The sequence below is a fragment of the Gemmobacter sp. genome (assembly GCF_016792925.1).
Classification (GTDB): Bacteria; Pseudomonadota; Alphaproteobacteria; order Rhodobacterales; family Rhodobacteraceae; genus Gemmobacter.
Window position 1 is genome coordinate 1 of record NZ_JAEULU010000310.1, and the last position, 12,320, is coordinate 12,320.

13 protein-coding genes and 1 pseudogene are annotated in these 12,320 nt (G+C 67.2%); 5 read left to right on the forward strand and 9 right to left on the reverse strand.

The features are described 5' to 3' along the window. A partial coding sequence (locus tag JNN06_RS15185; RefSeq protein WP_291240438.1) for a metallophosphoesterase family protein occupies nt 1–312 on the forward strand: 312 nt, incomplete at its 5' end. A gap of 21 nt (nt 313–333) precedes the next feature. On the opposite strand, the gene msrB is transcribed toward JNN06_RS15185, so the two are convergent. The 4 genes from msrB to JNN06_RS15205 form a co-directional block, all read right to left on the reverse strand. Then, a complete protein-coding gene (msrB, locus tag JNN06_RS15190; protein ID WP_291240439.1) occupies nt 334–762 on the reverse strand; it encodes a peptide-methionine (R)-S-oxide reductase MsrB in 429 nt (142 codons plus the stop codon). 125 nt (nt 763–887) lie between these two features. Then, nucleotides 888–1,253, reverse strand: a complete 366-nt coding sequence (locus JNN06_RS15195; protein WP_366812924.1) for a hypothetical protein — start codon at nt 1,251–1,253, stop codon at nt 888–890. Between the two features lie 21 nt (nt 1,254–1,274). Then, nucleotides 1,275–2,048 carry a DUF6478 family protein gene (locus JNN06_RS15200; RefSeq protein WP_291240441.1) on the reverse strand — a complete coding sequence of 258 codons (774 nt, stop codon included), beginning with the start codon at nt 2,046–2,048 and terminating at the stop codon, nt 1,275–1,277. A 229-nt stretch (nt 2,049–2,277) separates the two neighbouring features. Continuing rightward, the gene (locus tag JNN06_RS15205; RefSeq protein WP_291240442.1) at nt 2,278–2,850 is read right to left on the reverse strand and encodes a cation transport ATPase; all 573 of its coding nucleotides are present in this window, start codon (nt 2,848–2,850) and stop codon (nt 2,278–2,280) included. Nucleotides 2,851–2,991: 141 nt separating this feature from the next. Here JNN06_RS15205 and accD point away from each other — a divergent pair, with 141 nt between their 5' ends. Further along, nucleotides 2,992–3,912: an acetyl-CoA carboxylase, carboxyltransferase subunit beta gene (gene accD / locus JNN06_RS15210; protein ID WP_291240443.1), complete on the forward strand. Its 921-nt coding sequence runs from the start codon at nt 2,992–2,994 to the stop codon at nt 3,910–3,912. A 109-nt stretch (nt 3,913–4,021) separates the two neighbouring features. Beyond that, nucleotides 4,022–5,299 carry a folylpolyglutamate synthase/dihydrofolate synthase family protein gene (locus JNN06_RS15215; RefSeq protein WP_291240444.1) on the forward strand — a complete coding sequence of 426 codons (1,278 nt, stop codon included), beginning with the start codon at nt 4,022–4,024 and terminating at the stop codon, nt 5,297–5,299. 124 nt (nt 5,300–5,423) lie between these two features. Here JNN06_RS15215 and JNN06_RS15220 read toward each other — a convergent pair whose 3' ends face one another. The 5 genes from JNN06_RS15220 to JNN06_RS15240 all read right to left on the reverse strand — a co-directional run bounded on the left by JNN06_RS15220 (nt 5,424) and on the right by JNN06_RS15240 (nt 11,317). Beyond that, a complete protein-coding gene (locus JNN06_RS15220) occupies nt 5,424–5,927 on the reverse strand; it encodes an RNA pyrophosphohydrolase (protein WP_291240445.1) in 504 nt (167 codons plus the stop codon). A 41-nt stretch (nt 5,928–5,968) separates the two neighbouring features. Beyond that, the gene (locus JNN06_RS15225; RefSeq protein ID WP_291240446.1) at nt 5,969–7,363 is read right to left on the reverse strand and encodes a S41 family peptidase; all 1,395 of its coding nucleotides are present in this window, start codon (nt 7,361–7,363) and stop codon (nt 5,969–5,971) included. Between the two features lie 73 nt (nt 7,364–7,436). Continuing rightward, nucleotides 7,437–8,597: a peptidoglycan DD-metalloendopeptidase family protein gene (locus JNN06_RS15230; RefSeq protein WP_291240447.1), complete on the reverse strand. Its 1,161-nt coding sequence runs from the start codon at nt 8,595–8,597 to the stop codon at nt 7,437–7,439. After that, nucleotides 8,594–10,114, reverse strand: a complete 1,521-nt coding sequence (gpmI, locus tag JNN06_RS15235) for a 2,3-bisphosphoglycerate-independent phosphoglycerate mutase (RefSeq protein ID WP_291240448.1) — start codon at nt 10,112–10,114, stop codon at nt 8,594–8,596. The genes JNN06_RS15230 and gpmI overlap by 4 nt, the downstream gene beginning before the upstream one ends. A 258-nt stretch (nt 10,115–10,372) precedes the next feature. Continuing rightward, the gene (locus JNN06_RS15240) at nt 10,373–11,317 is read right to left on the reverse strand and encodes a helix-turn-helix domain-containing protein (protein WP_291240449.1); all 945 of its coding nucleotides are present in this window, start codon (nt 11,315–11,317) and stop codon (nt 10,373–10,375) included. 100 nt (nt 11,318–11,417) lie between these two features. Here JNN06_RS15240 and JNN06_RS15245 point away from each other — a divergent pair, with 100 nt between their 5' ends. Both JNN06_RS15245 and JNN06_RS15250 read left to right on the forward strand, forming a co-directional pair. Beyond that, on the forward strand, nt 11,418–11,966 hold the full coding sequence (locus JNN06_RS15245) for a cysteine hydrolase family protein (protein WP_291240450.1): 549 nt from the start codon (nt 11,418–11,420) through the stop codon (nt 11,964–11,966). Nucleotides 11,967–11,988: 22 nt separating this feature from the next. Then, nucleotides 11,989–12,320, forward strand: a pseudogene (locus tag JNN06_RS15250) (MBL fold metallo-hydrolase); the annotation flags it as partial.

The window sequence follows — 12,320 nt, forward strand, 5'->3', positions numbered from 1 at the left end:
CCCCTTGTGCTATGCGGCCATACCCATACGGCGCGGGCGGTGCAGATCGGTGGCACGTTGATCGTGAACCCCGGTGCGGTGGGCCAGCCCGGCTATGAGGATGACACGCCGGTGCCGCATGTGATGCAATCGGGCGACCCGGCGGCGCGCTATGCCATCTTGGAGGAAGGGGCGGTGCGGGCGGACGGCGCGGCGGGCTGGCACGTCAGCTTCCGCCGTGTGCCCTATGACACATCCCGTATGGTGGCCGCCGCGCGCAGCCATGGCCGCGAGGACTGGGCGCGCGCGGTCGGCACCGGCTGGTGGCGCTGAGGAGCCGCTGGGCCGGGGGCTTTAAACCCGGTCCAGCCAGTCGCCATAGCCCTCGGCCTCCATTTGCGCCTTGGGGATGAAACGCAGGCTGGCCGAATTGATGCAATAGCGCAGCCCCCCGGCTTCGCGCGGGCCATCGGGGAAGACATGGCCCAGATGGCTGTCACCATGGGTGGAACGCACCTCGGTGCGCAACATGCCGTGCGTGGTGTCGCGCAGCTCGACCAGCGGTTCCACCGGCCTGGTGAAGGCAGGCCAGCCGCAGCCGCTGTTGTATTTGTCGGCCGAGGAAAACAGCGGCTCGCCCGAGACGATGTCGACATAAAGCCCCGGCTCGAAATGATGGTCATATGCGCCGGTAAAGGCGCGCTCGGTGCCGTTTTCCTGGGTGATCCGGTATTGCTCGGCGGTGAGGCGGGCCAGTGCTTCGGCGGATTTGGCATAGGTCATGGCGGTCTCCTGTCCTGTCAGGGATAGGTGGGGGCGCGGGCCGGAAAGTCCAGAGGGGGGCGAGTTTTCGACGAAAACTCGGGATGCTGGAAAGCCGGGGGGCGGATTTTCTGCGAAAATCCGTGTCACCCCACCGTTTCGAGGCAATGCCGCCGGAAAGCGCGTTTGAGCATGTCCAGTTCGGCGCGCAACAGATCCACCTCGGCGCGGAGGTCATCCTCCATCGCCACCCCGGTGATGATGGTGAAATGGCCCAGCTTCTCGCCCGAGGCGGGATCGCGGAACAGGAAGGTCTGCACGCCCTCGGACAGCAGCGCCGCCGGGATCGGCAGGCGCACGGCATATTTGCCCTGCTGGCCGGGCAGGTCGGTCAGGGTCAGGCCCGGCATCTTCTGTTCCAGATGCAGCACGTCCAGCGCGGGTTTCTCGCCCTCGCAGGTCAGCACGCCCTCCCAGACGCCCGCGCGGATCCGGGTCTTGGTCAATCTCATCGCGCACATAGCCGCTTCCCTTTACACGTCAGCCCTGGGCCTGCGCGAGATGGTCACATCGCGCAGGATGATCTGGTTCATCTCGGGCCCTTCAAAGATCAGGTCGATCCACAGCTTTTCGACCCGCTTTTCGTTCATCTTGGTATAGGCGAGGTCGAATTCCACCATCACCTCCTCGGCGGCCAACGGCAGTTCGCGCACGATCTGTTCCACATTGGGGCCGTGCTTGATGTTCAGCCGGGCAAAGATTTCCAGCGGCTTTTCCATCTCGACGATGGCATCCAGCCGGATCAGGTGGCGCAGTTTCAGGCCCTGCACCGCCTCGGGCGGCAGGTCCACCACCATGGAGAGGAACGAGCCGTCAAAGCGGAACACGTCCATCCGCAGGCCGAAGGGGGCAAGGTCTTCCTCGCGCGTGTTGCGGATCTGGCGCACGGTCAGCTCTGACCGGCGGCAATCGTGGAACACCGTCGTCCCTTCGATGATCGTCTGTTTCGAGGGCACCGAGGAAAAGCCCGGCACCGGCGCCTCGCCGGTCCAGAGCGGCGGGCGCCAGACCCAATCCGCCCCCATCGGGCGGCGCAGCGCGTTGGAGCCGATGACCGGCAGCGCCAGCCGGTGTTCGGCAATATGGATCACCTTGTCGAGCAGACGGCGCGATTCCCGCGCGCGCACCCGCATGTCGCGCAGCCGGTCGAGGCTGAGCGTTTCGGCCATCCCGGCCCAGCGTTCCCAACGCTTGAGCGAGCGGCCATGCAGGATGCGGTCTAGGAAGCTGTCAATTTTCGTCGCCATGTGCCTGTTTCGTCGCCGTGCCTGTTTCGTCGCCGTGCCGGTTCCGCCGGCCTGTGCCTGCCGGACGGGCCTGTGCGCAGCGGAGAGTCGTGCCGTGCCGATTGTGCGGCAAACGGAAACGATTCGTTTATCTCAGCAAGTAGTTAACAATGTCCCCCCGGTCAAAGCCAGAGCCGATCCACCACCGCCTTCGCCTCCGTTGGCCGGCTCAGCCCGTGGGGCCGGGCTTTCAGGGATTGGCGGCGCGCATGCGGGCGATGAAGCCCTCCATCAGCTTGCGCCCGGCTGCGGCGGCCAGCGGCGTTTCGCGCGGGCCGGTGACGGTGAGGGTGACGAGGCGTTCGCGCAGCGGCAGCACCGCACGCCAGGCGGCGGGTTCGACCGCACGGTCGGCCCCGGCGTCGCGCAACCGGATCAGCAAGGCGGATTTGAGGCCCACCACCTCCTCCACCGTCACATCCGCCGCGCGGCCCCGGCGGCTGAGCGCGGCCCGGCCCTGCGCCCCGCGCAGCCAGGTGGCAAGCGCGTTGCTGTCAAAGCCGCTGGCGCTGCCGCGCGCGCCGAGGGTAACCGTCAGCACGGCGGGGGGGCGGCTGTCCTCACCGGCGCAGCGGCCCATGAGGGCCAGCGCGTCATCGCCCCGCTCCAGCCGCGAGCCGGGCACGATGCAATAGCCGTCGGGCGCGGCCAGCATCATGGCCCCGGCCAGAATGGGCGCGCGCGCGGGGTCCGGCCCCGCCCCCGGCGCGACACAGCCCGCCAAAGCCAGCAGCGCCGCCAAAGCCACAGCCATTCCGCGCATCGCATCCTCCCCATGCCCTTTGATCCTGCCATAGGCTTCCGACCGGCGCAGGGCAAGCCGGGCGGGTGCCTGGCGCTAAAGATTGCATTCCGCCCCCCTTGGCCTTATGTCCATGGCCAAACGACACAAGGGCCAGCCTGCATGAACTGGATCTCCAACTACGTCCGTCCCAAGATCAACTCGCTGTTTTCACGCCGCGAGGTGCCCGAGAACCTGTGGACGAAATGCCCCGAATGCGGAACCATGCTGTTCCACCGCGAGCTGGCGGACAATCTGAATGTCTGCACCCATTGCGATCACCATATGGCGATCACGCCGCGCGACCGCTTTTCGGCGCTGTTTGACGGCGGGGTGTTTGTCGAGGTGAAGGTGCCGGAGCCGGTGGCCGATCCGCTGCATTTCCGCGACCAGAAGAAATACCCCGACCGCATGAAGGCGGCGCAGAAATCCACCGGCGAGCGCGATGCCATGCTGGTGGCCGAGGGCGAGGTGCTGCGCACCCCCATCGTCGCCGTGGCGCAGGATTTCGCCTTCATGGGCGGCTCCATGGGCATGTATGTCGGCAATGCGATCATCGCGGCGGCGGAACGCGCGGTGAAGATGAAGCGCCCGCTGGTGCTGTTTTCTGCGGCGGGCGGCGCACGCATGCAGGAGGGCATCCTGTCGCTGATGCAGATGCCGCGCTCGACCGTGGCGATCCAGATGCTGAAAGAGGCGGGCCTGCCTTATGTGGTGGTGCTGACCCACCCGACCACCGGCGGCGTCACGGCCAGCTATGCCATGCTGGGCGATGTGCAGATTGCCGAGCCGAATGCGCTGATCTGCTTTGCTGGCCCGCGCGTGATCGAACAGACCATCCGCGAGAAACTGCCCGAAGGCTTCCAGCGCGCCGAATATCTGCTGGATCACGGCATGCTGGACCGGGTGACCCATCGCAAGGCCCTGAAGGACGAGCTGGCAACGATCCTGCGCATGCTGACCCGCCAATCGCCGGTGATCCATGGCGATCTGCCGGTGCCGGCCGAGGCCCCACCGGCGGCAAAGCCCGCCGCCAAGGCTTGAACCGGGCCTGATCTCTGGCGCTTTTGCCCCTCGGGCCGCCGCAAACTGGCGGCCCCGTGCCCGCGGTCCGGGGCAGAAACGGGCCTTCCCTCCCCGCTGCGAGGCCATGATGACCGACACCACCCGCTCCGATGCGCTGCTGCAACGGATGATGGATTTTCATCCCAAGATCATCGACCTGACGCTGGACCGGGTGGCGCGGATGCTGACCGCCCTGGGCGAGCCGCAGCACTGCCTGCCGCCGGTGATCCATGTGGCGGGGACCAATGGCAAGGGCTCGACCCAGGCGATGATCCGCGCCGGGCTGGAGGCCGAGGGCAAACGGGTGCATGCCTATACCTCGCCGCATCTCGCGTGGTTTCACGAACGTATCCGGCTGGGAGGCGATCTCATCTCGGAAGAGGCGCTGACCGCGCTGCTGGATGAATGTATCGCGGCCAACGGCAACGAGGCGATCACCTTCTTCGAAATCACCACCTGCGCGGCCTTCCTTGCATTTTCGCGGACGCCCGCAGATTACACGCTGCTGGAGGTGGGGCTTGGCGGGCGGCTGGATGCCACCAATGTGGTCGATCACCCGGCGCTGACCATCATCACCCCGGTCTCGATCGACCATCAGCAATATCTGGGCGAGACCCTGCCCGAGATTGCGGGCGAAAAGGCGGGCATCCTCAAGCGCGGCGTGCCTTGCGTGGTGGGGCCGCAGGCCGAGGAGGGCCTCGCCGTGATCGAGGCCCGCGCCGCCCGCCTTGGCGCGCCGCTGCTGGCCTATGGGCAGCACTGGCATATCGGCACCGAACAGGGCCGGATGATCTATCAGGATGAACGCGGGCTGCTGGATCTGCCGCTGCCCAACCTGCCGGGGCCGCATCAAATTCAGAACGCAGGCGCGGCACTGGCCGCCCTGCGCCATCTGGGCGCCAGCGAGGCCGCCTGCGAGGCCGCCGTCACCCGCGCCGAATGGCCCGCCCGGATGCAGCGCCTGAAACGCGGCCCGCTGGTCGAGGCCGCAGCCGGCGCCGAGCTGTGGCTGGATGGCGGCCACAACCCGGCGGGCGGCGAGGCGATTGCCGCTACGCTGGCCGCCATGCCGAAACGCCCGACCCATGCGATCTGCGGCATGCTGAACACCAAGGACGTGACCGGCTATATGCGCCCTCTGGCAGGCCACCTGACCAGTCTGCACGCGGTCTCGATCCCCGGCGAGAAAAACACGCTGAGCGCCGCCGAAACCGCCGATGCGGCCCGCCGCGCAGGGATCGCCGCCCATGAGGCCGAAAGCGTCGCCGCCGCCTTGCAAACCATCATCGCCCGCGACCCGGCGGCGCGGGTGCTGATCTGCGGCTCGCTCTATCTGGCGGGGTCGATCCTGCGGGAAAACGGGTAAGGGGGCGTTGCCCCCTCGCGCCTGACGGCGCTCACCCCCAGGATATTTCAGGCCAAGATGAAGCGATGCGCTTTCATCTTGGTGAAAATATCCCCGCCGGAGGCTCTTGGGAGCGCGGACAACCTCAGGGCGCGAGGTGGGGGCGGAAGGCGGCCACGACCTGCTCATAAACCGCGCGTTTGAAGGGCACGATGGAGGCCACCATTTCCGCCGCGCGCGACCATTGCCAGCGGTCGAACTCCGGGTGTTCGGTGGCGATGTTCACCTGCGCGTCGGTGCCGAGGTAGCGGAACAGGAACCATTTCTGCTTTTGCCCGCGATATTTGCCGCCCCAGACGCGGCCCAGCAGCTCGGGCGGCAGGTCATAGGTCACCCAATCTTCGGTCTTGGCGATAAACTCCACCAGATCTTCGGTGACGCCGGTTTCCTCCCACAGCTCGCGCAGGGCGGCGGCGCGGGGTTTCTCGCCTTCGTCGATGCCGCCTTGGGGCATTTGCCAGGCGGGGGTGCTGCTGTCCTTGCGGTTGCCGGTGAAGATCAGCCCCTGGGGGTTGATCAGCACCACGCCGACGCAGGGGCGATAGGGCAGGGTGGTCGGGTCGATGGACGAAGGCGTGCTGGCGGTCATGGGCGCGTTGCGGGGCCGGTTGCCCGGCCCCCTCCTGTGCATCAGTTGGCAGGTTTCTCGGCGGCGTCGCCGGGGGTTGCGGCCGGCGCGGCGGGCACGATGGCGGCGGCGCCTTTCAGGATGTCCACGGCATAGGCCAGCTGGTAATCCTCATCGCGCAGCTTGGCGGTTTCGGCGGCCTTTTCCTGCTCTTCCTGATATTGGCGCTTTTCATCCTCGGTCATGCTGTCATTCGACAGCACGCCGCGCAGATCGGCTTCGGTGCGGGCTTTGGCTTCGGCCTCGGCTGCTGCTGCCGCCTCCTCCGTTCCGGCCTCGCCCGCCTTCTTCACCGGCTGGTTCACCACGATGTCGGGCGAGATGCCAAGCGCCTGGATCGAGCGCCCCGAGGGCGTGTAATAGCGCGCCGTGGTCAGCCGCATGGCGCCATCGCCGCGCAGCGGGATCACCGATTGCACCGAGCCTTTGCCAAAGCTCTTGGTGCCCACCACGATGGCCCGGCGGTGGTCTTGCAGCGCGCCCGCCACGATTTCCGAGGCCGAGGCCGAGCCGCCATTGGTCAGCACCACCATCGGCTTGCCCTCGATCAGATCGCCCGGCGTCGCGTTGAAGCGTTCGCTGTCCTGCGCGGTGCGGCCCCGGGTCGAGACCACCTCGCCCTTGTCGAGGAAGGCATCCGACACTTCGATGGCCTGGGTCAGCAAGCCGCCGGGGTTGTTGCGCAGGTCCAGCACGAGGCCATTCACCTTGTCCAGCCCGCCGATCTCCTCGACCGCCTTCTTGAATTCCTCTTGCAGGCCGGGGAAGGTTTGGTCGTTGAAGGTGGTCAGGCGGATCACCACGGTATTGCCCACCACGCGGCCCTTGGCGGCGGTGAGCTTGATGGTGTCGCGGATGATCGACACGTCGAAGGGCTCCTCGACGCCTTCGCGCGCCACGGTGATCACGATTTCCGAGCCCACCTCGCCGCGCATCAGATCGACCGCCGCATCCAGCGTCAGGCCCAGCACGCTTTCGCCATTCACATGGGTGATGAAGTCGCCTGCCTGAATGCCGGCCTTGTCGGCGGGCGTGTCATCCATGGGCGACACGACCTTGACGAAGCCCTGTTCCTGCGTGACCTCGATGCCCAGCCCGCCGAACTGGCCGCGCGTCTGCACCTGCATGTCGCTGAAATCATCGGCGGCCATATAGCTGGAATGCGGGTCGAGCGAGGTGAGCATGCCGTTGATGGCCGCTTCCATCAGCTTTTTGCTGTCCACTTCCTCGACATATTGGCCGCGGATGCGTTCAAAGATGTCGCCGAACAGGTCCAGCTGCTCATAGACCGAGGCGCTTTTGTCGGCCTCCTGCGCGATGAGGGGGCCTGCCACCTGTGTCGTCGCCAGAACCCCGGCCACGGTGCCGCCAAGCGCGGCCATCACATATTTCCTCATCGCCTCGTGCCTTCCCTGACCCTGTTTCGCCCCTTTCGGGGGTGACCCTTGCCCGCGCCCGGCCTGCCGCCGGTTACGGAAACTGTTGCCGCGTGGCCAGATTGGCCGTTTCGGCGAACCACGGCATCGGGTCGATGGGCTCGCCCCCCTGCCGCAACTCTACATAAAGCGTTTCGGTGTCGCGTGCGCCACCGCCATCCTGCGCCGAGACGAGGAATTCTTCCATCCCCGGCTGCCCGCCCCCCATCAGACCCAGAGGGGCACCTTCGGCCACCACCTCGCCCACCTCGCCATAGACCGTTTCCATCCCGGCGAGAATGAGAAGATAGCCCGGCCCCGGTTCAAGGATCATCACGTTTCCGAAATCCAGCAGCGGGCCGCGATAGCGGATGGTGCCGGCCCAGGGCGCGGTGACCAGCGCCTGTTTGCGGGTGGCCAGCACCATGCCGGGGCGGCGCAGACCGGCGGCATCGGCCTCGTCGGGGCGGCGCAGCACGGTGCCTTGCACCGGCAGCGCCAGCTTGCCATGGCCAAACCCGAAATCTTCGATCCCCTCGCTTTCCACGGCGTTCAGCGCCAGCCCGGCGGCAAAGGCATCCAGCGTATCGGCGCTTTCCAGCAGGCCCTTCAGCACCTCGGGGTCTTCGGTAAAGCGTTTGGGCAGTTCGGTGCGGTCAGAGATGGCCTGCGACAGGGCGGTGCGGGCGGCCTGCGCCACGCGCAAGCCCTCGGCCAAGGTCCGCCCGGCGGCGGTTTGCAGGGCGCGCAGGTCGCGAACCTCTTGTAATTGCAGGCGAAGTGCCTCGGCCTCGGCTTGCAGGCCGGGGGTCACATCGGCGATCATGATGCCCGAGCGCACCGTGCCCAGCGGCCCGGTCGGATGCAGCAGCAGCAGGGGCGCCGGGTCGCTTTCCAGCTGGCTCAGCACGCCGACCAGCTGCGCCACCCGGTCGCGCTTGGCCTGAAATTGCAGCAGCAGCGATTCCTCGCGGATCGAGGCCTGCCGCAGGCTTTCGCGCAGGGCGGTGAGGCCCTGTTCATAGGCGGTGATGGTCTGGGTCAGGGCGCGCACGCGGTCCTTGCCCTCGCGCGCCTTGTCGAGCGCGGCCACGGCCTGTTGCAGGTTGCTGGCCGCCTCCGCCGCCTGCTCGGCGACGGTCACGGCCTGACCGCCCCCGCCGGTGGCGAGGGTGAGGGCCAGGGTCAGGGTCAGGGCAGCCAGGCGCAGCTTCATGCGAGCAGGCTTTTCCCGGTCATTTCAGCGGGTTGCGGCAGACCCATCAGCGCCAGAACGGTGGGGGCCAGATCGGCCAGCCGCCCGCCCGCGCGCAGGGAGGCGCCCTGCGGCCCGCCCACCAGGATCACCGGCACCAGATTGGTGGTATGCGCGGTATGCGGCCCGCCGGTGACCGGATCGACCATCAGTTCGCAATTGCCATGATCGGCGGTCACGATCATCGCGCCGCCCATTTTCTCCAGCGCGGCCAAGGCCTTGCCCAGACCGTCATCCACCGCCTCGCAGGCGGCGATGGCCGCCGGGATGCTGCCGGTATGGCCGACCATATCGGGATTGGCAAAGTTCACCACGATCAGGTCATAGCCCTTTTCGATGGCCGCCACGAGCTGCGCCGCCACTTCCGGCTCGCTCATCTCGGGTTGCAGATCATAGGTGGCGACCTTGGGCGACAGCGGCATGAAGCGGTCTTCGCCCGCCAAAGGCGCCTCTTTGCCGCCATTCAGGAAGAAGGTGACATGAGGGTATTTCTCGGTTTCCGCCAGCCGGAACTGGCTGCGGCCATGGGCGGCCACCCATTCGCCCAGCGTGTTGACCAGCTCTTGCTTGGGGTAGCAGGTGGTCATGAACCCATTGTGATTGCTGGAATAATCCACCATGCCCAGCATGGCGGCCCAGGTGGGCCGGGCGCTGGCATCAAAGCCCGCAAAGCCGGGTTGACCAAGCGCCAGCAGGATTTCGCGCGCGCGGTCGGCGCGGAAATTCAGGCAGAAAAACCCGTCGCCAGAACGGGCGCCCGCATAATCGCCGATGACGGTGGGGGCGATGAATTCATCGGTTTCGCCCCGGGTATAGGCCATGTCGACGGCGCGGAGGGCGTCATCGGCGGTTTCGCCCTGGGCGCTGACCATGGCATCAAAGGCGCGGGAAACGCGGTCCCAGCGGTTGTCGCGGTCCATCGCCCAATAGCGGCCGATCACGGTGGCGACGCGGGCGCCGGTGGGCAGGCCCTCGGTCAGCTCGCGCAGATAGGTCAGCGCCGAGGAGGGCGCCACGTCGCGGCCATCGGTGATCGCATGCAGCGCCACCGGCACGCCCCGGGCCGCAATCGCCCGGCAGGCCGCAAGCACATGGCTGATATGCCCATGCACCCCGCCATCCGAGATCACCCCCATCAGATGCGCCGTGCCGCCAGTTGCCTTGAGTTTTTCAATGAAATCAAGAAGCTGCGGGTTGACGGCAAAGCTGCCATCCTCCACCGACAGATCAATCTGGCCCAGATCCATCGCCACCACGCGGCCCGCGCCGATATTGGTATGGCCGACCTCGGAATTGCCCATCTGCCCGGTTGGCAGGCCGACATCGGGGCCATGGGTGATCAGCAGGCTATGGGGGCAGGTGGCCCAGATCCGGTCGAAATTGGGGGTTTCGGCCAATGCCGGGGCGTTGGCCTCGCGCTCTTCGCGGTAGCCCCAGCCATCCAGAATGCACAGAACAACAGGTTTCGGGATGGTCATGGGCGCGCCTTTCCTTGCTGTGCAGGGGTTTTACGCCGGGCAGCGCAGGGGTGCAACGGGCTTGCGCGCGGCGCGGCGCGCGCGGGGCAAAAGGGTAACGGGCGATACGCTTTGGCGCGGAAAACGGCGCGAAGTGTAACGGGGGCTACAGTTTGGGCGGGGCCATGGCCTGCCGCACGCGGCGAGGGGGCAGGGCCTGTGCGAAGCCCGGCCGCGCGGGCCCGGTTCTGTGCGCTGCCGCAGGCCCGCGCTTGAGCGTCAGCGCTCCTGCTGAACATGGAAGCGCTGCCGATAGGCGCCCGGCGTCAGCCCGACGATCCTGAGGAAGATCTTGCGAAACGCGCTGGCATCGGAATAGCCGACCGCCCAGGCGATGCTGTCAATCGGTTGCCGCCCGAACTGGAGCAGCTCCTGCGCCTTGGTGACGCGCAGGCGTTGCGCGTAATCGGTGGCGGTGAACCCGGTGGCCTTGAGGAAGCGGCGCAGGAAGGTGCGCTCTTCCAGACCTGCCTGCCGGGACAGAACGGCGATCCGGGCCTCGCGTCCATTGCCTTCATGCAGGAAATGCTGCGCCTTCAGCACCGCGCTGTCGCCATGCGTCATCCTTGGGGCAAAGCCGCTGTAATAGCGCTGCTCGCGCCCGGGCGGGTCGATCAGCAGGGTCCGGGCGGTCTGTGCCATCACCGAGGGGCCAAGGAACCGCTCCACCAGCCTGAGGCCAAGATCCGTCCATGCCATCAGCCCGCCCGCGGAGAGGATGTCTCCTCCGTCGATCAGCAGGCGGTCAGTATCGACCCGCGCGGCGGGAAAGCGCTCTTGCAGGGCCTTTGCATGGGCCCAGTGGGTTGTGACCTCGCGGTCCCGCAGCAGCCCGGTTTCCCCCAGCAGGAACGCCCCGGCGCAGATCGAGGCCAGCACGGCGCCCTCGGCATGGCGCGCGCGCAGCCAGCCTGCCAGCGGGGCGGCGGCGTCGGGAGAGAGGGGGGCGTCCAGCGAGGGCGGCAGGATCAGCACAGCGCATTCCGGCACCTCCGGGCCGGGCGTCGGCAAGGGCGGCTCGATGATGCTGACCTCAAGAGGTGGCGCCGCAAGCCGGGCGTCGCGTGCGATGCGCCCGGCAATCTCGAACAGGTCTGCAAGGCCCAGTGCCGCCGACCGCTGGGCGCCGGGATAAAGCAGGATGCCGATGCGGATCGGGATCATTTGACGGTATTGCCTCTGAATTTGTCTATATCGCCATTGGCGATCTTTGACCCGCCGGGCCACCTTGGGTCAAGAACATCCGAAGTTGAAAGGCCGAACCATGCGCAACAACCGCGCCATCCTCGTTGTGGACCTGCAAAAGGAATATTGGCCCGAAGGCGGGCTGCCGCTGGCGCAGATCGAGGCCGCCGCCGCGCAGGCCGCCCGGGTCATCGCCCATGGGCGCGGCGCGGGTGACCTTGTGGTTCACATCCGTCATGAGCTGCCCGCCGGCGCGCCGGTCTTTGCCGCCGGGAGCGACGGGGCCGAGATTCACCCGACCGTCGCCCCCGCCGCCGGGGAGCCGGTGATCACCAAGGCCTTTCCGAACGCCTTTCGCGGCACCGGGTTGCAGGCCCTTCTGGAGGCGCGGGGCATTGAGGAGGTCGTGGTGATCGGCGCGATGAGCCATATGTGCGTGGATGCGACGGTGCGCGCGGCGCAGGATCTCGGCTTTCGCAGCGTGACCCTGCACGATGCCTGCGCGACGCGGGATCTGGAGTTCAACGGGGTCCGGGTGCCTGCCGCGCAGGTGCAGGCCGCCCTGATGGCCGCCTTGGCCTTTGCCTATGGCGAGGTCATCGCGACCGATGCCTTTCTGGCACGCTGACCCCTTACGGAGAGAGATGATCATGACCACCCGCAGACAGAGGCTTGCCCCTTCCGGCGCCGCGACAGACCTCGCCACGGCAACGCCCGCAGGGGCGCGGCAGGCGCCGCCCCCGGAGGCCGGGGCCAGCGTGACCCAGATCCGCAACGCCACGCTGCGCCTTGAGTATGCCGGGGTGCGCTTTCTGATCGACCCGATGCTGGCCGAGCGGCACAGCTGGCCCGGCTTTGAAGGCACGGTGAACAGCGCGGAACGCAATCCCATGGTCCATCTGCCGCTGCCCATCGCCGAGATCGGCGCGGTGGATGCCGTGATCGTCACGCATCTGCACCCTGACCATTGGGACGAGGCCGC